This is a genomic window from Allobosea sp. WAO, from assembly GCF_001509835.1.
Taxonomy (GTDB): Bacteria; Pseudomonadota; Alphaproteobacteria; order Rhizobiales; family Beijerinckiaceae; genus Allobosea.
The window spans coordinates 566,269-586,452 of sequence record NZ_JXTJ01000004.1 but is presented as its reverse complement, the minus strand read 5'-3'; the positions used below and the strand labels follow the sequence as shown (position 1 = coordinate 586,452).

Sequence of the window (20,184 nt, the reverse complement as noted above, 5' to 3'; positions counted from 1 at the left end):
CGCTGGCAATGCCCCAGACAATAGGAAGGCGGGAGTGCCCGGCTACCTGAGCGATCCGGTTGGATGGATGGCGGCGTCGAAGGTCGGGGTGAAGGCGGCGTCGTTGAACGGGCCGCGGATTTCGAAAGGCGTGCGGGCGGAGCCGCTGGTCGCACTCAACTGGCCGGTGAGCTCGAGCCAGCGCCGGCCGAGATCGGCGCTGCCGGTCATCGACAGGGCATAGCCGGGACCGGCCATCTGCGCCTCGGTCAGGGTCAGCACGCCGCGGTTCGCCAGCGCGGCGAACTGCGCGGTATCAAAAGCGGTCTTGCCATGGCGCCAGTCGCGCGCCGCCGCGGGCTTCTCGGCCCGGCGCAGCAACTCGCCGAACGCCATGCCCTTGAACTCGCCCTGGCGCAGGGTCGCATTGGCACGGCCGGTCAGCGAGCCGACGACCTGCTCGAAGCTGTCGCCGCTGCCATCGAGAGCGATCTGGCCGGTGGCGAAGCCTGTCAGGCCGCCGAGAAGCTCCGGCAGATCGGCGCCGGCCTGGGCGAGGTTGACCCGGTCGAGACCCAGCTGGAGCTTGACTTCGGCGCCGGCCGGAACGGCGGTGGCGAGAATGCGGGCGCGGGCCGAACCGCCATAGGCGGCGGCGCGCAGCACCGCGGCTTCGAAACGGCCTTTGCGCACCAGGAGCTGGGCGGCGAGGTCGCCGAGCTTGGCGGTGCCGATGCGGGCGGCGTCGAGCGAAATCCGCAGATCGACGTCGTGGGCGGTCCAGCTATCGAACTCGAGCGGTGTCTCGTCTGCCACGCCGGTACCCGACAGCGGTTGGCCGGCTTGCCGGAGCAGCCGGGCGAGATCGAACTCGGCGCCGGCCAGCGTTCCCGAGAGCACCCGGCGCGCTCCACTGCCGTCGAGCTTGAGCGCCCCCTCGAGCTGGTCGCCGTCGAGCTTGGCGATGACGTTGCTGAGCGAGATGTTGTCGCCGGCGATCTGTGCCTCGGCGGTGAGTTCGACCTGGCGCACCAGCGTCGCGATCCGCGGCCGCGGGCCGATCCAGGCGAGCGCGTCGGGCAGGGCGCGCGCGTTGAACTCGATCTGGCCGGTCGTGACGCCCTGGGCGCCGAGGCGCGTGCCGTTGAGGCGGAAGCTCATCAGGTTCGAGGAGAGCGCCAGCGCGACCCGGGCCCGTTCGCCGGTAACCGGCCAGAGCAGGTTGACCCTTGTCGTCTCGCCGCGCCAGGTGAAGCTGCCGGCAAAGGCGACGGGCTCGCCCTCGTCGCGGTCCTCGATGACCAGATTGACGTCGCGCAACGTGGTCAGAATCGTGCTGCCGGAGCGTGCCATCAGGCTTCCGGAACTGATCACGAGCTGGGTTTCACCCTTGAGGGCGGACAGATAGGCCAAGGGCGGTGCGACCCAGTTGGCATAGCTTTCGGGCTCATTGGGGACGGCGATGTCGATTTCCGGCCCGATCAGGTCGACGCGGTCGAAATCGAGCTGGCCGGCGACGAGCGAGAGCAGGCGCGCCCGGGCCCGCAGGCGCACGGCCGTACCGGACAGGCTGCCATCGGGAGCGGCGAAGGTGACTCCGGACAGGCTGATGCGCGGCAAGGGCAGGAAGGCGAATTCGGCCCGCTTCAGCGAGGTCACTTTAAGGCCGACGCGCTTCTCGATACCGGCGACGACATGACGCTCGACCAGCGCCAGCGCCAGTCCCCAGGATTGCAACCCGAGCGCGAGCAGCACCGCGGCGACTGCCAGGCCGAGAATGGAAGCGCGTCGTGTCATGGGCCTCGGTCTGCGCTGCGGCTGCCGTTTCGGGCCGCGGTGCACGAAAAAATCGCAAGCGAATCGGCGCCAATCGGGCCGGAACGGCACTCGCGCGGCAAAGGGTGTATTCCCCCGGCTCGCGAATGTCGAGTTTGCCGGGCCGATCTCAACTGCCGGTGGCCAGTTTCTCGCCGTCGCCGGCGCGCGCCAGCATGATTGCGGGATAGATCCCGATCAGCACGATCAGCAGCGCCGCCAGCGCGCCGTCCTCGAAGACGCCGCGCGAGGCGTGGCCATAGACCAGCGTCGCGAGCGTGTCGAAATTCAGCGGCCGCAGCAGCAAGGTCATCGGCAATTCCTTCATGCAATCGACGAAGACCAGCAGGGCGGCGGCGGCGACGGCGGGGCGGGCCAGTGGCCAGTGTAGCCGGCGCAGCAACTCGCGACGTCCGGCGCCGAGCGAACGGGCGGCATCGTCGATGCGCGGCGAGATGCGTGCGAGGCCGCTCTGGGTGCCGGCCAGCGCAATCGACAGGAAGCGGACGAGGTAGGCGATGATCAGCGCGGCGCCCGAGCCGAGCAGGATCAGCCCCGGGCTGGCGCCGAAGGCGGCGCGGCTGGCATCGGCGACGAGATTGTCGAAGGCGGCGAGCGGCACAAGGAGCCCGAGGGCCAGCACGGTGCCGGGCAGGGCATAGCCGAGCGAGGCCAGCCTCGCGACGCTGGGCAGCCAGGGCTCGCGCCCAAGTCTGACCGCCGCCGCGACGCCGAGGCCGACGGCGACGACGAGAGCGGTGGCAACCGCCGAGATGGCCAGCGTGTTGGCGAGCGAGCGCAGCATCGCCGCGTCGAGCTGCGCGATCAGGTCGCGACGCAGGAACTCGCTGAAGAGAAAGGCGAGGGGCAGGAGCGCCCCGAGCAGGACGGGAAGAGCGCAGGCCGCAGTCGCCGCCAGTGACCAGCCACGGGGCAGTCTGCTGCGGCCGACCGGCCGGAGCCGCTTGACCGGCAGGGCGAAGCGACGGGAACCACGGGTGCGCATTTCGGCGATGATCAGGCCGACGACGACCAGCAGCATGATGCAGGCGATCTGCGCGGCACCCGGCAGCGAGGAGCGGTTGAGCCAGGTGGTGTAGACCGAGAGGGTCAGCGAGCGGACGCCGAGATATTCGCTGGCGCCGATATCGTTGAGGGTCTCGAGCAGAGCGAGCGTCAGGCCGGCGACCAATGCCGGGCGGGCCATGGGCAGGCCGACGCGCCGGAACAACGTCCAGCGCGAGGCGCCGAGCGTGCGCGCCGATTCGACGATGGCGGCGCTCTGCATGCCGAACAGTGCCCGCACGCTGAGATAGACGTAAGGGTAGAGCACGAGGCCGAGGATCAGGATCGCGCCGGTGAGGTTGCGCGGATCGGGGAACCAGTAGTCGCGCAGCGTGCGCCAGCCGGTCAGTGCCCGCAGGGCGCTCTGCAGTGGCCCCTGGAAGCCGAGGATCTCGACATAGACATAGGCCGTTATGTAGGTCGGCATCGCCAGCGGCAGGACGAGCAGCCATTCCAGGCTCCGCCGGCCGGGAAAATCGTGCTGGGTGACCAGCCAGGCGGTGCCGACGCCGACAATGCCGCAGAAGGCGGCGACGCCGGCGAGCAGCAGCAGCGTGTCGCCGAGCGCAGCCGGCAGGACATTGGCGGTGAGATGTGGCCAGACCGCCAGCGCCTCGCGCGAGAGCGCGGTGAGGCCGAGCGATAGAACGGGCAGTGCCACGAGGCCGGCCGCCAGCGCGGCGAGCCAGGCAAGACGCGTCGACGGCCGCCACGAGAGTGACGGCCGTCGATTCAGGGTGCTGAAGGCACCCGAGCTCAATTGTCGAAGCCGACCTTGTCGACCAGCTCGGAAGCGGCCTTGCGGTTCTTGGCGACGTCGCCGAGCGGGGTCGTGTCCGGGGTGAGGGCGCCGAGCAGCTTGACCGAGGCGGCCTCCTTCACATCGGCGTTGACCGGGTACTCGAAATTGCCGTCGGCATAGAGATGCTGGGCCTTCTCGCCGAGCATGTACTCGACCAGCTTGACGGCGTTCTCCTTGTTCGGCGCGTTCTTGGCGATCGCCGCAGCCGAGACGTTCACATGCGTGCCGCCGCCGGCGAAGCTGCTCTTCAGCGGCTTGATCGCGTCGTACCAGCCCTTCTGCTCGTTCTTCGCCTGGCTCATCAGTCCGATGTAGTAGGTGTTGATCACGGCGATGTCGCACTGACCGGAGAGGATGTCACGCGCCACCTCGCGGTCGCCGCCGCCGGGCTTGCGGGCGGTGTTGGCCTTCAGCGCCTTGAGATAGGCCTCGGTCTTTTCCGCGCCGTTGCGGGCGAGATAGGCCGCGAAGAAGGCGTTGTTGTAGGGGTGCTGGCCGGCGCGGATGCAGAACTTGCCCTTCCACTTGGGATCGGCGAGCTCCTCATAGGTGATCGCATCCTGCTGCACCCGGTCCTTCGAGGCGACGACGATGCGGGCGCGCTGGGTCAGCGTGACCCAGTTGTTGCCGGGGCCGCGGAGCGCGGCCGGCACGGTCTTGTCGACGAGGGCCGACTGGATCGGCTGGGTGATGCCGGCATCGGAGGCATCATTGATCTGGCCGACATCGACCAGCAGCATCACGTCGGCCGGGCTGTTGGCGCCCTCGGCCTTGATGCGCTCCTGCAGGCCGTCCTTCAGGAAGACAGCGTTGACCTTGATGCCGGTGTCCTTGGTGAAGGCCTCGATCACCGGGTTGAGCAGGGCCGGTTCGCGCGTGGTGTAGAGGTTGACGCTCTGTGCGAAAGCCGGGCCGGCGAGCAGGCAGGAGGTCAGCGCTGCGGCATAGAGGCGGGACTTTACGGACATTGCTCACTCCTGGATACGGTCCCCGAACCTCGTCGGGTGTCCGCTCGGGGTAGTCCGCGGAAGGCGCTTGGTCAAGGAAATATGCTTTGTAATCAATGAGTTATATCTATTCTAAAGTAATCTCTCTTTCTAGGAATTCTAAACTAATGCCTGCCGATCGCTCTGGAAGTGGTACGGCCGAGGCGCTCGAGGCGCGCGCAGGTGGCTGTTGCGGCGCGGGACGGGCTGGCGGGGACATGCTGCGGTGCGGCACGCGAAAACGCCGCTGAATGCCGCGATTTCCGCTCGAAAATTCGTGATATTTCTACAACAATTGTTCGGATTGCAGCGCGCCCAAAGCTGAGCGCCGCAATTGCCGCGAAGCCGCCACAAAGCGCTCTCAGCAAATGATCCCGTCAATTCGTCGCGTTATGGAAGATTTGAGATTGTTTTTCCGGATTTCCGGAAAGGGTTTCATGCTTCCTGGAGGCGGCGAGGTGACGTTGCGCCCCGCGCTGGCCGCGTGGCACATCCAAGCCGCGCAGAAGGCGCGGTCTGGGGTCAGGAAGACAGAGTACGATGGACGGACGCGTTTTCGATAAGTCTAGGCTACCCAGCCGACATGTGAGCGTCGGCCCGGCCCGCGCTCCGCACCGCTCCTACTATTACGCGATGGGGATGACCTCCCGCCAGATCGCGCAGCCTTTCGTCGGCGTCGCCTCCTGCTGGAACGAGGCTGCGCCCTGCAACATCGCGTTGATGCGCCAGGCCCAGGCCGTGAAGAAGGGCGTCGCCTCGGCGAGCGGCACGCCGCGCGAGTTCTGCACGATCACGGTGACCGACGGCATCGCCATGGGCCACCAGGGCATGAAGTCCTCGCTGGCTTCGCGCGAAGTGATCGCCGACTCGGTCGAGTTGACCATGCGTGGCCATTGCTATGACGCGCTCGTCGGCCTCGCCGGCTGCGACAAGTCGCTGCCCGGCATGATGATGGCGATGGTGCGCCTCAACGTGCCGTCGATCTTCATCTATGGCGGCTCGATCCTGCCCGGCAATTTCAAGGGCAAGCCGGTCACCATCCAGGACGTGTTCGAGGCGGTCGGCAAGCATTCGGTCGGCGCGATGTCGGACGAGGATCTGAAGGAACTGGAGGAGGTGGCCTGCCCGTCCTCCGGGTCCTGCGGCGCGCAGTTCACCGCCAACACCATGGCTACGGTCGCCGAGGCGATCGGCCTCGCGCTGCCCTATAGCTGCGGCGCGCCGGCGCCCTACGATGTCCGCGACACCTTCTGCTACACCGCCGGCGAGATGGTGATGGAGCTGATCGCCCGGAACATCCGGCCGCGCGACATCGTCACCCGCAAGGCGCTCGAGAACGCCGCCATGGTCGTCGCGGCCTCCGGCGGCTCGACCAATGGCGCGCTGCACCTGCCGGCGATCGCGCATGAATGCGGCATCGACTTCGACCTTTTCGCCGTCGCCGAGATCTTCAAGAAGACCCCGTACATCGCCGACCTGAAGCCGGGCGGGAAATACGTCGCCAAGGACATGTTCGAGGTCGGCGGCATCCCGCTTCTGATGAAGACCCTGCTCGACCATGGCTATCTGCATGGTGACTGCATGACGGTCACCGGCCGCACCATCGCCGAGAACCTCGCCTCGGTGAAATGGAATGACGAGCAGGACGTGATCCGCCCGGCCAACAAGCCGCTTTCCGACAATGGCGGCGTCGTCGGCCTGGTCGGCAATCTCGCGCCGGAAGGGGCGATCGTGAAGATCGCCGGCATGCCGCAGGAAAGCCTCGTGTTCAGCGGCCCGGCGCGCTGCTTCGACTGCGAGGAGGACGCGTTCAAATGCGTCGCCAATCGTGAATACCAGGTCGGTGACGTGCTGGTGATCCGCTATGAGGGGCCGAAGGGCGGCCCTGGCATGCGCGAGATGCTGGCGACGACCGCAGCCCTCTACGGCCAGGGCATGGGCGATAAGGTCGCGCTGATCACCGATGGGCGATTCTCCGGCGCGACGCGTGGTTTCTGCGTTGGCCATGTCGGTCCCGAGGCCGCCGTCGGTGGGCCGATCGGACTGCTTCGCGACGGCGACATCATCGAGCTCGATGCCATCACAGGAAAGCTCGCAGTCCGCCTTTCTGATGCCGAACTTGAGGAGCGTCGTAAGGCCTGGAAGCCGCGCAGGACCGACTACAACTCCGGCGCGCTCTGGAAATACGCGCAGACTGTCGGCTCCGCCAAGGGAGGGGCCGTTACCCACCCCGGAGGGGCGGCCGAGACCCATTGCTATGCGGATATCTGAAACCATCCTCGCCGGGTTCCTGTTCACCCTGGGCTGCCAGTCGGTAGCCTGGGCACAGGAGGCGTCGGGCCAGTCGCGCGGGCTCCTGCCGCCGCGGCCGATTCCCGGCATCGCCCTGCCGGAGCCGGAGGATGGCGCGGTCGGCGAACCCGCCCCGCTCGCCGGCGGCCGTGCCATCGCCGCCCCGCCGAGCGGGCCTGCTGCGCATACCGCCCTGCCGCTGGCTCCCTTCACCAGTGCGCGCGACGCGCTCAAGGCCTGGATGCGCGATTCCTCGGCCGGCGATCAGGTCGGCGCGGTGCGCGCCCTCGAGTTCGCCGCTTCGCGCGGCCACCTCGCGGCACAGTTCAAGCTCGGCCGCGTCTACGCCAGCGGCGACGGTGTTCCAGTCAATGATCTCAAAGCCTTCGAGTATTTCTCGAAGATCGCGGATGAGAACGCCGACCAAATTCCCGGCACCTCCGATGCGCGAATCGTCGCCAGCGCCTTCGTGGCGCTTGGGGGCTATTTCCTTGACGGCATCAAGGGCACCTATGTGAAGCCCAATGCCGACCGTGCCTTCGACATGTTCCACTATGCCGCTTCCTATTTCGGCGACTCCGACGGCCAGTACAATCTCGCCCGGCTCTACATGAACGGCACCGGCGCGCAGCGCGATCCGCGCCAGGCGGCCCGTTGGATGAAGCTCGCCGCCGAGAAGGGGCATGCCCCGGCGCGCGCTGTCTTCGGCGACATGCTCCTGCGTGGCGGCGATGGCGTTCCGCGCCATCCGATCCTCGGCTTGATGTGGCTGGCGCTGGCCCGCGAGGGTGCCGACGAGACCCGCGAAGGCTGGATCGTCGAGCGCTATGATGCGGCCTTTGCGGCCGCAAGCCCGGCCGACCGGACCGCGGCATTGGCGCTGGTTGAACGCCAGCAGGTGGCGGGCCGCGGCGGGCGTCGCTGACGGCCTGGACTTCCAGCGCCACGTTGCACCGCAGCAGTCCAACAGGGCAGGGCAGCCTCGCGGCTGGGCCCCCCTCGGCCGCCGACTGCATCCATCCTGATCAAGCTGCTGTGCGGCCGCTGATGACGGGCGATCAGGACAACCGGCTGGGCAGGGAGCTGAACTGCGTTCAGTTCAGCTCGATCAGCACTGGGACGTGGTCGGAGGCCTTTTCCCAGCCGCGGACATGCTTGGCGATCGAGACGCCGGCGAGCCGGTCGGCCGCCTGTGGCGACAGCAGCAGATGGTCGATGCGGATGCCGTTGTTCCGCTGCCAGGCGCCGGCCTGGTAATCCCAGAAGGTGTAGAGGCCGGGCGCATCGCTGGTCGCGCGCAATGCCTCGGTGAAGCCGAGATTGACGAGCTTGCGGAAGGCGGTGCGGGTCGGCGGCAGGAAGAGCGCATCGCCAACCCAGGCAGCGGGATCGCGCGCGTCGCGCGGCTCGGGGATGACGTTGTAGTCGCCGGCCAGCACCAGCGGCTCCTCATGCGCGAGCAGGCCGCGCGCATGCACCGCCAGACGCTCCATCCAGGCGAGCTTGTAAGGATATTTCTCGGTGTTGGGTGGATTGCCGTTCGGCAGGTAGATCGAGGCGAGACGGACGACGCCGTCGCCATGCGGCAGGACACCTTCGAGATAGCGCGCCTGCTCGTCGCCATCGTCGCCGGGCAGGCCGCGCCGGACATCCTCGAGCTTGCTGCGCGAGAGGATGGCGACGCCGTTGAAGGCCTTCTGGCCATGGGTCGTGACCTGCCAGCCGGCCTCCTCGATCTCGGCGCGCGGAAAGTCGCCGTCGACGCATTTCAGCTCCTGCAGGCAGAGCGCATCGGGCTCGGCCTCCTTCAGGAAGGTGAGCAGGTGCTGAAGCCGCTGGCGGACCGAGTTGACGTTCCAGGTGGCGATACGCACGGGCTGACTCCGGATTCTACTGGTGTGCACCATAAGGACCGGGGTGGGCGCCAAGGCAAGTCAGCAACCTCACCAGGCGAAGAGGGGGCCGGCGTCTCGCCCCCAGGAGGCCCGCCCCGCAATGCGCGGAGTCTGGACCGGGAAGAACCCTGAAGCCGCGGGTAGAGGGCTCAGTTGCGCGGCGAACTCCGTTCCGCGATCGCTGTCCCCGCAGCCCATCCCGACGACCACGCCCATTGGAAATTATAGCCGCCGAGCCAGCCGGTTACGTCCACGACTTCACCGATGAAGTACAGGCCGTCGACCGCCCTTGCTTCCATCGTCCGGGAGCTCAGACCGGAGGTGTCTACGCCGCCCAGCGTGACCTCCGCGGTCCGATATCCTTCCGATCCGATGGGCAGAACCTCCCAGCCATGGAGGATCGCGGCGATCGCGGCGAGCTTCTTGTCGCTGGCATCTCCGATCGGCCCCGCCCAGCCATTGGCATCGGCAAGGTGGGCCGCCAACCGCTTCGGAAGAATCTCGGCGAGGGTGTTTGAAATACTCCTGCGACCGTTCTCCTGTCGGGAGGCGCGCAAGGCGGCAAAAAAATCGAGCCTGGGGAGAAGGGCGATCCTGATCGGTTGCTTCTCCCGCCAGTAGGACGAGATCTGCAGAATCGCGGGACCGGAAAGTCCGCGATGCGTGAACAGCAGCGCCTCTTCGAAGCTGGTCTTGCCGCATGAGACCCGTGCATCGGCGGCGACGCCGGCAATTTCGCGAAATCCGGCAAGAACCTCGTCGCCGAATGTCAGCGGCACCAGGGCCGGGCGCGTTTCCGTCACCGCCAGGCCGAATTGGTCGGCAATCTGGTAGCCAAGGCTGGACGCGCCCATCTTCGGGATCGACTTGCCACCGCACGCCACGACGAAGTGCCGGCACCGGATGTCGGCCGCGCCGTCGCCGCCAAGCCTGACCGCAAAGCCGTCATCGCTTCGTTCGAGAGCTTCCAGCGTTGTTCCGAGGCGCAGCTCGCAGGCTGCCTGCGCCATCTCGTCGAGCAGCATCGCGATGATCTGCTTGGCGGAATCGTCGCAGAAGAGCTGGCCTAGCGTCTTCTCGTGGTAGGCGATGCCATGCTTCTCGACCAGGCCGATGAAATCGTGCTGCGTGTAGCGCCCGAGCGCCGATTTGGCGAAATGCGGGTTGCCGGAAAGGAAGTTGCGCGCGCTCGTGCCGATATTGGTGAAGTTGCAGCGCCCCCCGCCGGAGATGCGGATTTTTTCGCCGGGGGCCCTGGCATGATCGACAACGAGAACACGCCCGCCGCGCGATGCAGCATGGATGGCGCACATCATTCCGGCAGCACCGGCGCCCAGGATGACGGTGTCAAAACGCTCGATCGGCATCGGATAGTGCTCGATCGCCATGCGTCCCGGTGGACGCAAAACGGCGATCTATCCCCTTAGTCTAAGCATCGGATTCCTCCGAAACGCGGTTTCCGCTTCTCGGTCCGATTCTGGCCCCAGCATAGCCCGGACGGGCATAGCACCGCGCTTTCGGCGGCATCGCGCGACGCCCGGCCTCGGGTAGATGATCCGCGCTCCGCCAGCAACCGCCGAGGCGAACGACCGGGAGCCCGTCGCGCGGCCGCGGACGAAAAAGGCCTCCCGATCCGGGGAGGCCTCGACGCGTCTCGACAAGCGCGACCCTTACGGGCAGGCGCGGACCACGCCGCCGTTGCCGATATAGGTACCGGTCTCGGGGTCGTAGCTGCGGAAGCGGCGCGAGCAATAGGCGATCGCGTCGGCATCCGGCGTGGCATAGACCGGCCCGCGATAGGGCGGCGGTACCGGCTCGGCATAGACCGGGCCCGGCGCGAGCAGGGCGCCGGCCGCGAGTGCGCCGATCGCACCAGCCGCGATGCCGGCGCCGACGGCGGCGCCGCGGTTGTAGCGATAGCCGCCATAGTAGCCGCCGCGATAGCCGTAGCGCGGCCCGTAATAGCGACGATACTGAACCGCCTCGACCAAGCCTTCGCTGGCGGAGGCCGCGACGGCTGCCGTGGCCGGGGCCAGCGGAGCGGCGCCGGCGGGGGCGGCGAGAACGAATGCACCCGCAACGGCAGCGGCTGCGATCATGGTCGTCCTGAGCATAGAAATCTCCTTTCCTCTCCAACGCGAGAGGAACGCAAACAGTTCCCCCGAGTAACCGCCGCCATCGGTGGCGGCGCTACGTAGCCAAAAGCACTAATCGCCAAAAACGGCGAAACTTCAACGTTCTCGGCGATAATTCAGCAATTTCGCTTGCGAACGTCGCAACAACGCACCATTTCGCGCTGCACAAGACGCCTCGCGTCCGATTCCCTCAGAGGTCCAGAACCCGACATGTCGCACCCCGTCGAACCCGCCGGCGCGCTGCCGGCCTCCGCCGCGCTCAAGCCGCTGCCGATGATCATCTTCGCCTCGCGCTGGCTGCAGGTGCCGCTCTATCTCGGCCTGATCGTGGCGCAGTGCGTCTATGTCTTCCTGTTCCTCAAGGAGCTCTGGCACCTCGTCACCCACTCCTTCGACTTCACCGAGCAGCAGATCATGCTCGTCGTCCTCGGCCTGATCGATGTGGTGATGATCTCGAACCTGCTGATCATGGTGATCGTTGGCGGCTACGAGACCTTCGTCTCGCGCCTGAAGCTGCAGAACCATCCCGACCAGCCGGAATGGCTCAGCCACGTCAACGCCTCTGTGCTGAAGATCAAGCTCGCCATGGCGATCATCGGCATCTCGTCGATCCACCTGCTGCGGACCTTCATCGAGGCCGGCAATATCGGCGGGCCGACGGCGACGAACTATACGACCACGGGGGTGCTGCTGCAGACGCTGATCCACACCATCTTCATCGTCTCGGCGCTCGGAATCGCCTGGGTCGACAAGATGACTGTGGGCAGCGGCAAGGGGCATTGAGGACGTTCAAAACGCGTCATGCTCGGGCTTGACCCGAGCATCTCGGGCCGGAGGAGGCGTCAATACAGCGCCTTCTCGTCAGGAGATTCTCGGGTCTACGTTTCGCTGCGCCCGAGAATGACGCGTATTACCCCCGCGCTCGGCGCGGCGGCAGGCCCTTGACCAGCGGCGCGGCCTGGCCGGCGGCGGTCTCGACGCCGAGCGTCGGCAAGGCGAGGGTGCGCTGGCCGCGGAAGTCGACATGGCAGACGAGCAGCCCGCGCTCCTCGATATAGCCGAGCAGGCGGCGGGCCCGGCTCGGCGAATGGCTGCCATAGGCTTCGGCGAGCTCTGCATCGGACGGGCAGGGGACGCCCTCGATCGCGCTGCGGGCGATGAAGAGGAAGAGCCCGTGCAGGTCCTCCGGCAGCGTCTCGGCGGCGGTGAGCGCCTTCTCCCAGGCATCGGATGACAGCACCGCTTCGCTCGCCCCGGCGCGGGCGACGGCGAGGCGCTTGCGGAAGGCCTCCAGTCCAGTCTCCGGGCCGCTGACGCGGCGCATGCGGCAGCGCACGGTGAAGTCCTGGTAGAGCACGGCGACCGGCCGGTCGCGCGCTTCGGTATCGTCGAGCAGCTCGTTGAGGATCTCGACGAGCGCCGCTTCGCGCTCCTCCGGCGTCATCTCGATCTCGGGTTCCGGCGGCGGCGCCGGCGGTTGGTGCGTCTCGATCCGGCGGATGATCTCCGGGGCGACGACCGGACGGGGGCGCGCCTGACGCGGCCAGGGGGCGGGCGTGGCCTCGCCTTCGCCGGCGGTGAAGATCAGCTTGCTCGCATCCTCGGGGGCCTGGTCGGGTAGAGGCAGCAGGCTCGGCGCGCCGCCGCGGTCGACCGAGGCGACGGAGCCGATGCGCACCGGCAGGGGGCGCCGCGACAGGGCCGGGCCGAGCGCGACGAACTGGCCGCGCTCGAGGTCACGGAACATCTCGGCCTGGCGGCGGTCCATGCCGAGCAGGTCGGCGGCGCGCTGCATGTCGATGTCGAGGAAGGTGCGGCCCATCAGGAAGTTCGAGGCCTCGGCCGCGACGTTCTTGGCGAGCTTGGCGAGGCGCTGGGTGGCGATCACGCCGGCCAGCCCGCGCTTGCGACCGCGGCACATCAGGTTGGTCATGGCGCCGAGCGAGAGGCGGCGGGCCTCGTCGGAAGCCTCGCCCGCCATCACCGGGGCAAAGAGCTGCGCCTCGTCGACGACGACGAGCATCGGATACCAGCAAGAGCGGTCGACATCGAACAGCCCGCCGAGGAAGGCGGCAGTGGCGCGCAACTGCTCGTCGGCATCGAGCTCCTCGAGATTGAGGACGACGGAGACACGGTGTTGGCGTACGCGCAGTGCGATCTTCTGCAGTTCGGGCGGGCTCGCCGTGCCGTCGACCACGACATGGCCGAACTGGTCGGCCAGCGAGACGAAATCGCCTTCGGGATCGATCACCGCCTGCTGCACCAGCGGCGCGCTCTGCTCGAGCAGGCGGCGCAGCAGATGCGATTTTCCCGAGCCGGAATTGCCCTGGACCAGAAGCCGCGTCGCCAGCAATTCGGCGAGATCGAGCTCAGCGGGCTCGCCGCTGCGCGTCGAACCCATGTCGATGCCAGTCTTCATGCCTGCTTGCGCGTCGCTTTCGGTCCTAGGGCACGCGCCGGTCGGATTGCGATGCAAACCGGCCAGAAACTGCGTGCCCTATCAATCATTTGGAAGCGGATTCGCCAGCCAGGACGATTCAGCCTGACCGGATCCGGCTCCAGCGGCCCGATTCGGTGCGGATCGGGCGGGCGCGAGGTCTAGCATACGCGGCGCGGGCTAGAAGCGCTGCCTAACGCCGCATCCACAAAATACCGGAGCGCCTCGGGCATAAAGCGAGGCCGCTATTCGCGCCGGTAGAGCACCATGCCGCCATGGTGCAGCACGCCGTCGATGAAGGTTCCGTCCGCGGTGAAGCCGGTATCGTCCCAATAGTCGATATGGTCGCCGGTGACCCTGTAGCGGCCGCGATAGGCGCTCTCGCGACTGCCGCGGGCCTCGTCATAGCGGCCATTGGGCAGGAGGTTGTGCCGGACATGGCCGTCTTCGGTCACCCACATGCCGACATAGGGGTGGCTCTGCGGGGTCTGGGCCGAGGCGGCTCGCGTCACCGTCATGCGGATCGGACCTTCCATTGCGAGATCGATGGTCATGGCCGCGGCGCATGCACCGGCCACCGCCAGCAGGCGGTTCTTGTTCGAGCTCCTGGTCATTGCTGCCTCCGGCGTTCGGCGAAGAGTTCGGAGAGGGCCTGTGAAGCGGCGAGCGCGCGCGGAAAGCCGGAGGTCACGGTCACCAGATAGATCGCCTCCTTCAGCTGCTCCTCGCTGACGCCGATATTGAGCGCGTAGCCGGCATGGACCTTCATGATGGGCAGCTCGCCCAGCGCGGCGAAGGCGGTGACGGCGGCGAGCTGCCGCGTCCGGCTGTCCAGCGCGGTACGGGACCAGACGTCGCCGAGCGCATAGCCTTCGGTCGCCTCGGCCAGGAAGGGAAACTCCTGCCGCAGGCGCTCCAGCGCCGGCTGCGGTGCGCCCTTGTTGAGGCTGCGGATCACGGCATCGCCGCGCTTCAGGCGCTCCTCGGTGGTCTCTGCGGCGGCAGGCAGCGGTGTGGCCAGGAAGAGGGCCGTGGCGGCGATCTTGAGCGGTGTACTGATGTAAGCGTTCATTGCGATCTCCTCAGCGGGCGGCGGTGGGGCGGATGACGATCTCGTTGACGTCGACGTCGCCGGGCTGCTCGATGGCGAAACGCACCGCCCGGCCGATCGCGTCGGGCTGGAGCGCGATGGCGCGGTAGCTGCGCATCAGTGCCGCCGCCATCGGATCGGTGATCGAATCGGCGAGCTCGCTCTCGACCACGCCCGGATGGACGCAGGTGACGCGCAGCTCCTCATGCTCCTGCCTCAACCCGTCGGATATTGCGCGTACCGCGTATTTCGTCGCGCAGTAGACGGCCGCAGCCGGCGAGACGGCGAGCGCGCCGATCGAGGCGATGTTGATCACATGGCCGGAGCCCTGGGCCGTCATCTGCGGCAGCACGGCGGCGATGCCGTAGAGCACGCCCTTGATGTTGACGTCGATCATCCGGTCCCATTCCTCGACCTTGAGCGAGGCCAGCAGCGAGAGCGGCATGACGCCGGCATTGTTGACGATGACGTCGATGCGGCCGAACGCTTCGCGGCCTGCATCGGCGAAGGCTGCGACATCGCTGCGGTCGGTCACGTCGAGGCGGCGGATGCGAGCCTCGCCGCCTGCGGCCCGGATCTCCTGGGCGAGGGCATCGAGGCGATCGGTACGTCGCGCGCCGAGCATCAGCCTGGCTCCGGCGGCGCCGAGTTCGCGGGCAATGCCGGCGCCGATTCCACTGGAGGCGCCCGTGATCAGGACGACCTTGTCGAGAGGCATGTCGAACTCCGTGCTTGTTCCTGTCACCGCGAATTGCGGTTGCCCGAAAGCTAGGCGCGCGGCATTGTCGCGATAAGCGGCCTTGTTATTTCTGATCTGGAGAGAAATTCTAACCAATGGAGCCCGATCTCAATGCGCTCGCCGTGTTCGCCCTCGTCGCCGAGGAGAGCAGCTTTCGGGGGGCGGCCGACCGGATCGGCGTGACGCGCTCGGCCGTCAGCCAGACGATCAGGAAGCTCGAGGAGCGGCTCGGCATCGCGCTGGTCCGCCGCACGACGCGCAGCGTCAGCCTGACCGAGGCGGGCGCGCGCCTTCTCGCCGATCTCGCGCCGGCACTGTCCGATCTGCGCGCCGCCGTCGAGGCGACGCGGGATCTGCGGGCCGGACCGCGCGGGCGCCTGCGCCTCGCCGTCTCGTCGATCGCCGAGCGCTTCCTGTCGGGGCCGTTTCTCGCGAGCTTTGTGGCGGCTAATCCCGAGGTCGAGCTCGACATCACGGTGACCGACGAGGAGTTCGACATCGTCGCCGCCGGCTACGATGCCGGCGTTCGGCTCGGCGAGGTCATCGAGCAGGACATGATCGCGGTTTCGATCGGTGGCGAGGAGCGCCAGCTGGCGGTCTGTTCGCCGGCCTATCGCGAGCGTTTCGGCGTGCCGGCGCATCCAAGGGAACTCGCCGCGCATCGTTGCATCGGTTGGCGACCGGCGCCGAAGCTCGCGCCCTATCGCTGGGAGTTCGCGGAGGGCGGCAAGGAGTTCAGCGTCGCGGTCGCGCCCGAGATCACGACCAACGACATGGCGCTGATGATCAAGCTCGCGGTGGCGGGAGCCGGCATCACCTTCGGCATGGAGGAGAGCTTCCAGCCGGCGATGGCGCGCGGCGAGCTGGTCCCGCTGCTGGAGCCGTTCTGCCCGAGCTTTGCGGGATTCTATCTCTACTATCCCGGGCGCCGCGCCATGGCGCCTAAGCTGCGCGCGCTCGTCGACCATCTGCGGCGCTTCGAATGGAGCAGGCACGAGGCGACGGCCTGAGCGGGATCGGCTATGATCCGATTCCAGGCGCTGCCCGCGCCTCCACCCTCCAATCGGGAAGCACGCTGCCGTGCAGGGCCGATCCGATCATCGAACCGACTGTTCGAGCGCTGCGCATAAGGAGGGGTTGCGGATGTAGCTCGCATCAGGAGGTCACCGATGAAGCTTTCCGCACCCGTCTACCGCTTGAAGCGCAAGGCCAGGGAACTCTCGCGCAAGGAAAACATTCCGCTGCATCGCGCGCTCGACCGCATCGCCATCGGCGAGGGGGTCGGCGCCTGGAGTCTGCTTTCGGCCAAATCTGCAGAAATGTTGTCCGCCGCCGGGCTCCTTGATCGCCTCGCACCGGGAGATCTGCTGCTGATCGGCGCGAGGCCGGGGCATGGCAAGACGCTGCTGAGCCTCCAGCTCGCCGTCGAGGCGATGAAGGCCGGCCGCCGGGCGGTCTTCTTCACACTGGAATATACGACCAGGGACGTGCTCGGCTGCTTCCGGGCGCTCGGCGCCGAGCCGGCGCAATTCGAGGCGCTGTTCACCTTCGACGATTCCGATGCGATCAATGCCGATCACATCATGCAGGTGCTGGCCGATGCGCCTGATGGCACGCTGGCGATCGTCGACTATCTGCAGCTGCTCGACCAGAAGCGCGGCAATCCCGAGCTTGGCGCGCAGATCAGCGCACTCAAGGCCTTTGCGCGGGAGAGGGGGCTGATCCTGGGCTTCATCTCGCAGATCGACCGATCCTACGATCCGGCGACGAAGCCCTGTCCCGATCTCGACGATGTCCGCCTGCCCAATCCGCTCGACCTCTCGCTGTTCAGCAAGGCCTGCTTCCTGAACGCGGGCGAGGTCCGGTTCCAGGCGACCGGCTAACCGCTTCAGACTACACCGTCATTCCAGACTGGCGCCGAAGCCGCACAGTTCCGGAATCGGTCAAACAGTGCCGAGCCCTACGATGAGTTCCAGGGCTCCGTTTCGCTACGACCGGAAAACGGCAGGCGATGGTCGATGTTCAGCGCGGGCAGCCATAGGCGCGTTCCTCGCGCTGGATATCGGCAACCTGCCGGCGCTGGTTCGCCGACAGCGGGACATCCTCGACATTGTCGTACTGGCAGCCGGCATTGCCGAAGGCGCGGATGCCGCGTTGCGTCCGAAAGCAGTAGCCCTGCGCCTTGTAGATCTCGTTGCGCTGGTACCAGAGCGCCTCGCAGCTCTGGGCCGCGGCCGGCGTCGCTGCCGAGAGCAGGGGCAAAGCGAGGCCGATGGCGGAGGCGAGGAGGATAGGCTTCGACATGGTGGGCCTCGCAAGGTTCGAGCTGCATAGTGGTCGCTCCCTTGTGTACGTCACAAGGGTTTTCGCTGGCAGGGCCGGGGTTTCGCTGCGGCGGTTGCCGGGCTGCCATGCCTGCATCACGATCGTGCTGCAAAGGGCTGGCAAAGCCGTGAATTGACGGCGCGCCCCGCGCCGGACGACAAGAATCGAAGGTCATGACAGCTGCGCGAACCCTCAGTCCGCCACGATCGCCCGCACGGAGCCTGCCGGCTTCCGCGCGTCGCGGCATCGTCGCTGCGCTGAGCGGCGCGCTTACGGCCATCGTTCCGGTGGCGGCCGAGGCGCAGAAGCGCTCGATCTCGCTGATCCGCGATGCCGAGATCGAGCAATTGCTGCGCGACTACGCGGCGCCGATCTTCAAGGCGGCCGGAATCAATGCCCGCGGCACCCGAATCATCCTGATCAACGACCGCGCCTTCAACGCCTTCGTCGCCGACGGCAAGTCGATCTTCGTCAATATCGGCGTGCTGATGGATGCCGCGACGCCGAACGAGGTGATCGGCGTGCTGGCGCATGAGAGCGGCCACCTCGCCGGCGGGCATCTCGCCCGGCTGCGCCAGGAGATCCAGGGCGCACAGATCCTCTCGATCGCGGGCTTGCTGGCAGGCGCGGGGGCCGTGGTCGCCGGCGCCCGCAGCGGCGGCGGCTCGATGGGCAATGCCGGCATCGGCGCGATGGGCGCCCTGACCGGGCCGCAGGAACTCGTACGCCGGTCTTTGCTCGCCTATCAGCGCTCGGAGGAGCAGGCGGCCGACCGGGCAGCGGTGCGCTATCTCGGTGCTGCCGGCATGTCGGCCAAGGGCATGCTCACCGTCTTCGGGCGCTTCGCCGAGAACAGCGCCTTCCTGTCGCGCAACATCGATCCCTATACGCTCAGCCATCCGATGCCGACCGAGCGCATTGCCCAGCTCGAGACGCTGGCCAAGGCGAGCCCGCATTTCAACAAGCTCGATCCGCCGGAGCTGCAGGCGCGGCACGATCTGATGCGCGCCAAGCTGATGGGCTTCGTCGAGCGCGAGGCCGGCGTGGCCCGGCGCTACGGCATGGCCGATCGCTCGATGGCGGCACGCTACGCCCGTGCCATCAGCGATTACCGCTCGGGCCGGATGGCTCAGGCGCTCGCTGCGATCGACCAGCTCAGCGCCGAAGAGCCGCGCAACGCCTATTTCCTCGAGCTCAAGGGGCAGGCGCTGCTCGAGGCGGGTCGCGCCCGCGAGGCTGTGCCGGTGCTGCGCCAGGCGGTCGCGCTCGCGCCCAATGCCGGGTTGATCCGGCAGATGCTCGGCCATGCGCTGCTCTCGACCGGGCAGTCGGCCCTGCTCGACGAAGCGATCCGCGAACTCTCGAACGCCGCGTCGCGCGAGCCCGATTCCGCCGACGCGCACCAGCATCTCTCGAACGCCTACGCGGCCAAGGGCAACATCGCGATGGCGGAACTCTCGGCGGCGCAATATGCCTTCGTCAAAGGCGACTGGACGGTCGCGCATACGCAAGCCAGCCGGGCGCTCGGCAAATTGCCGAAGGGTTCGCCGGCGGCGCTACGCGCCCGCGACATCGTCGACTATGTTCCTCCCGACAAGCAACGCTAGCGGCCAGCCGCCGCAGCCCTGAAAGGACCTTCACCAATGCTGCTTTCCCCGCTTCGCCGCCTCGCCATGGCCGGCCTCGCTGCGGCCGCGCTCGGCCTCGGTGCCATGCCGGCCAAGGCCCAGGCTCCGGCGCTGACGCCCGAGCAGCGCCAGGCCGTGGTCGATCTCGTCCGCGAGACGCTGCTGAAGAACCCGGAGCTGATCCAGGAGGCGATGGTCGAGCTGGAGCGCCGCAACCAGCTCGCCCAGGTCGAGGCGCAGCGCAACGCCCTTTCGGCCGAGAAGGCGAGCCTCGTCGACCCCGCGACCTCGGTCATCGCCGGCAATCCGCAGGGCGACGTCACCATCGTCGAGTTCATGGATTACAATTGCGGCTTCTGCAAAAGGGCGATGGAAGACGTCAACAACCTGGTCAAGGCCGACCCGAAGCTGAAGGTCGTGATCAAGGATTTCCCGATCCTCGGGCCGGATTCGGTCGAGGCCAGCCGGGTCGCGATCGCCGCCAAGGCGCAGCTCCAGGGCCAGAAGTACTGGGACTTCCATCTCAAGCTGATGGCTACCAAGGGCCGCATCAACGGCGCCAAGGCGATGGAGATCGCCAAGGAGGCCGGCGCCGACATCGAGCGCCTGAAGAAGGACATGGATGCGCCGGCGACCCGCGCCGTGATCGAGCACACGGTGGCGCTCGGCGACCGGCTCGGCCTGACCGGCACGCCGGCCTTCGTGATCGGCGACGAGGTGGTGTTCGGCGCGGTCGGCGCTCCCGCGCTGAAGCAGAAGATCGAATCGGTCCGCAAATGCGGCAAGGCGACCTGCAGCGGCTGAGCGGCAGAGCCAGCCGAGCGGGGAAGGATCGGAACCCCCGCCGCGCCTTTTTGGGGTGCGGCGGCGGCTTTCGGCCTGCAAATGGGGGAAAGCGCTCGCCTTCTCCCTTTCCCTGAACCGCTGTTCCGGTTAATACCCGCCGACGCGGCGCGGCCGCCGGCTTGATCCGGCGCCATTCATTCGCATATCCGC

General features: G+C 67.4%; 18 protein-coding genes. 7 read left to right on the top strand and 11 right to left on the bottom strand.

All coding sequences use genetic code 11. The features are described from left to right. Positions 1-42: 42 nt before the first annotated feature. The 3 genes from DK26_RS07055 to DK26_RS07045 form a co-directional block, all read right to left on the bottom strand. Positions 43-1,776, bottom strand: a complete 1,734-nt coding sequence (locus tag DK26_RS07055; RefSeq protein WP_066469720.1) for an AsmA-like C-terminal region-containing protein — start codon at positions 1,774-1,776, stop codon at positions 43-45. A 148-nt stretch (positions 1,777-1,924) separates the two neighbouring features. After that, the gene (locus DK26_RS07050; RefSeq protein ID WP_248309885.1) at positions 1,925-3,520 is read right to left on the bottom strand and encodes an iron ABC transporter permease; all 1,596 of its coding nucleotides are present in this window, start codon (positions 3,518-3,520) and stop codon (positions 1,925-1,927) included. Between the two features lie 95 nt (positions 3,521-3,615). After that, positions 3,616-4,629 (bottom strand): extracellular solute-binding protein, encoded by a 1,014-nt coding sequence (locus DK26_RS07045; protein ID WP_066469718.1) that lies wholly within the window; start codon positions 4,627-4,629, stop codon positions 3,616-3,618. A gap of 558 nt (positions 4,630-5,187) precedes the next feature. Between DK26_RS07045 and ilvD the strand changes: the two genes are divergently transcribed. Both ilvD and DK26_RS07035 read left to right on the top strand, forming a co-directional pair. Beyond that, positions 5,188-6,918: a dihydroxy-acid dehydratase gene (gene ilvD, locus DK26_RS07040; RefSeq protein ID WP_066469715.1), complete on the top strand. Its 1,731-nt coding sequence runs from the start codon at positions 5,188-5,190 to the stop codon at positions 6,916-6,918. Beyond that, positions 6,905-7,864, top strand: coding sequence for a tetratricopeptide repeat protein (locus DK26_RS07035; protein ID WP_083533025.1), 960 nt, complete (start codon positions 6,905-6,907; stop codon positions 7,862-7,864). Before ilvD ends, DK26_RS07035 begins: the two co-directional genes overlap by 14 nt. A gap of 169 nt (positions 7,865-8,033) precedes the next feature. Here DK26_RS07035 and xth read toward each other — a convergent pair whose 3' ends face one another. The 3 genes from xth to DK26_RS07020 form a co-directional block, all read right to left on the bottom strand. Beyond that, positions 8,034-8,813, bottom strand: coding sequence for an exodeoxyribonuclease III (xth, locus tag DK26_RS07030; protein ID WP_066469712.1), 780 nt, complete (start codon positions 8,811-8,813; stop codon positions 8,034-8,036). Between the two features lie 170 nt (positions 8,814-8,983). Next, positions 8,984-10,195, bottom strand: a complete 1,212-nt coding sequence (locus DK26_RS07025) for an NAD(P)/FAD-dependent oxidoreductase (protein ID WP_066470209.1) — start codon at positions 10,193-10,195, stop codon at positions 8,984-8,986. A gap of 309 nt (positions 10,196-10,504) precedes the next feature. Further along, positions 10,505-10,948, bottom strand: coding sequence for a BA14K family protein (locus tag DK26_RS07020; RefSeq protein WP_066469709.1), 444 nt, complete (start codon positions 10,946-10,948; stop codon positions 10,505-10,507). 231 nt (positions 10,949-11,179) lie between these two features. Here DK26_RS07020 and DK26_RS07015 point away from each other — a divergent pair, with 231 nt between their 5' ends. Beyond that, positions 11,180-11,752, top strand: a complete 573-nt coding sequence (locus tag DK26_RS07015; RefSeq protein ID WP_066469707.1) for a TIGR00645 family protein — start codon at positions 11,180-11,182, stop codon at positions 11,750-11,752. Between the two features lie 127 nt (positions 11,753-11,879). On the opposite strand, the gene DK26_RS07010 is transcribed toward DK26_RS07015, so the two are convergent. The 4 genes from DK26_RS07010 to DK26_RS06995 form a co-directional block, all read right to left on the bottom strand. Continuing rightward, positions 11,880-13,388 carry an ATP-binding protein gene (locus DK26_RS07010; RefSeq protein WP_066469705.1) on the bottom strand — a complete coding sequence of 503 codons (1,509 nt, stop codon included), beginning with the start codon at positions 13,386-13,388 and terminating at the stop codon, positions 11,880-11,882. Positions 13,389-13,651: 263 nt separating this feature from the next. Beyond that, a complete protein-coding gene (locus DK26_RS07005; protein ID WP_066470207.1) occupies positions 13,652-13,942 on the bottom strand; it encodes an Atu4866 domain-containing protein in 291 nt (96 codons plus the stop codon). A 74-nt stretch (positions 13,943-14,016) separates the two neighbouring features. Next, positions 14,017-14,478, bottom strand: a complete 462-nt coding sequence (locus tag DK26_RS07000; RefSeq protein ID WP_066469704.1) for a carboxymuconolactone decarboxylase family protein — start codon at positions 14,476-14,478, stop codon at positions 14,017-14,019. Positions 14,479-14,488: 10 nt separating this feature from the next. Then, the gene (locus tag DK26_RS06995) at positions 14,489-15,214 is read right to left on the bottom strand and encodes an SDR family oxidoreductase (RefSeq protein WP_066469703.1); all 726 of its coding nucleotides are present in this window, start codon (positions 15,212-15,214) and stop codon (positions 14,489-14,491) included. Between the two features lie 116 nt (positions 15,215-15,330). Between DK26_RS06995 and DK26_RS06990 the strand changes: the two genes are divergently transcribed. Both DK26_RS06990 and DK26_RS06985 read left to right on the top strand, forming a co-directional pair. Continuing rightward, a complete protein-coding gene (locus DK26_RS06990; RefSeq protein WP_066469702.1) occupies positions 15,331-16,245 on the top strand; it encodes a LysR substrate-binding domain-containing protein in 915 nt (304 codons plus the stop codon). A gap of 159 nt (positions 16,246-16,404) precedes the next feature. Then, the gene (locus DK26_RS06985) at positions 16,405-17,118 is read left to right on the top strand and encodes a DNA helicase (RefSeq protein ID WP_066469701.1); all 714 of its coding nucleotides are present in this window, start codon (positions 16,405-16,407) and stop codon (positions 17,116-17,118) included. Positions 17,119-17,257: 139 nt separating this feature from the next. Here DK26_RS06985 and DK26_RS06980 read toward each other — a convergent pair whose 3' ends face one another. Next, the gene (locus tag DK26_RS06980; protein ID WP_066469700.1) at positions 17,258-17,539 is read right to left on the bottom strand and encodes a YARHG domain-containing protein; all 282 of its coding nucleotides are present in this window, start codon (positions 17,537-17,539) and stop codon (positions 17,258-17,260) included. Between the two features lie 194 nt (positions 17,540-17,733). On the opposite strand from DK26_RS06980, the gene DK26_RS06975 reads away from it, so the two are divergent. Both DK26_RS06975 and DK26_RS06970 read left to right on the top strand, forming a co-directional pair. After that, entirely contained in the window at positions 17,734-19,167 is a 1,434-nt protein-coding gene (locus DK26_RS06975) for a M48 family metalloprotease (RefSeq protein WP_066469697.1), read from the top strand. A 36-nt stretch (positions 19,168-19,203) separates the two neighbouring features. Further along, complete coding sequence (locus tag DK26_RS06970; RefSeq protein ID WP_066469696.1) at positions 19,204-19,992, top strand: DsbA family protein; 789 nt, start codon at positions 19,204-19,206, stop codon at positions 19,990-19,992. The last annotated feature ends 192 nt before the right edge of the window (positions 19,993-20,184 follow it).

What these genes read in the sequence shown, in the direction of transcription:
- DK26_RS07055 (WP_066469720.1), bottom strand. Translation starts at nt 1,776, where the DNA reads ATGACACGACGCGCTTCCATTCTCGGCCTGGCAGTCGCCGCGGTGCTG.
- DK26_RS07045 (WP_066469718.1), bottom strand. Translation starts at nt 4,629, where the DNA reads ATGTCCGTAAAGTCCCGCCTCTATGCCGCAGCGCTGACCTCCTGCCTG.
- ilvD (WP_066469715.1), top strand. Translation starts at nt 5,188, where the DNA reads ATGGACGGACGCGTTTTCGATAAGTCTAGGCTACCCAGCCGACATGTG.
- DK26_RS07035 (WP_083533025.1), top strand. Translation starts at nt 6,905, where the DNA reads ATGCGGATATCTGAAACCATCCTCGCCGGGTTCCTGTTCACCCTGGGC.
- DK26_RS07020 (WP_066469709.1), bottom strand. Translation starts at nt 10,948, where the DNA reads ATGCTCAGGACGACCATGATCGCAGCCGCTGCCGTTGCGGGTGCATTC.
- DK26_RS07015 (WP_066469707.1), top strand. Translation starts at nt 11,180, where the DNA reads ATGTCGCACCCCGTCGAACCCGCCGGCGCGCTGCCGGCCTCCGCCGCG.
- DK26_RS07010 (WP_066469705.1), bottom strand. Translation starts at nt 13,388, where the DNA reads ATGAAGACTGGCATCGACATGGGTTCGACGCGCAGCGGCGAGCCCGCT.
- DK26_RS07005 (WP_066470207.1), bottom strand. Translation starts at nt 13,942, where the DNA reads ATGGAAGGTCCGATCCGCATGACGGTGACGCGAGCCGCCTCGGCCCAG.
- DK26_RS07000 (WP_066469704.1), bottom strand. Translation starts at nt 14,478, where the DNA reads ATGAACGCTTACATCAGTACACCGCTCAAGATCGCCGCCACGGCCCTC.
- DK26_RS06995 (WP_066469703.1), bottom strand. Translation starts at nt 15,214, where the DNA reads ATGCCTCTCGACAAGGTCGTCCTGATCACGGGCGCCTCCAGTGGAATC.
- DK26_RS06990 (WP_066469702.1), top strand. Translation starts at nt 15,331, where the DNA reads ATGGAGCCCGATCTCAATGCGCTCGCCGTGTTCGCCCTCGTCGCCGAG.
- DK26_RS06985 (WP_066469701.1), top strand. Translation starts at nt 16,405, where the DNA reads ATGAAGCTTTCCGCACCCGTCTACCGCTTGAAGCGCAAGGCCAGGGAA.
- DK26_RS06980 (WP_066469700.1), bottom strand. Translation starts at nt 17,539, where the DNA reads ATGTCGAAGCCTATCCTCCTCGCCTCCGCCATCGGCCTCGCTTTGCCC.
- DK26_RS06975 (WP_066469697.1), top strand. Translation starts at nt 17,734, where the DNA reads ATGACAGCTGCGCGAACCCTCAGTCCGCCACGATCGCCCGCACGGAGC.
- DK26_RS06970 (WP_066469696.1), top strand. Translation starts at nt 19,204, where the DNA reads ATGCTGCTTTCCCCGCTTCGCCGCCTCGCCATGGCCGGCCTCGCTGCG.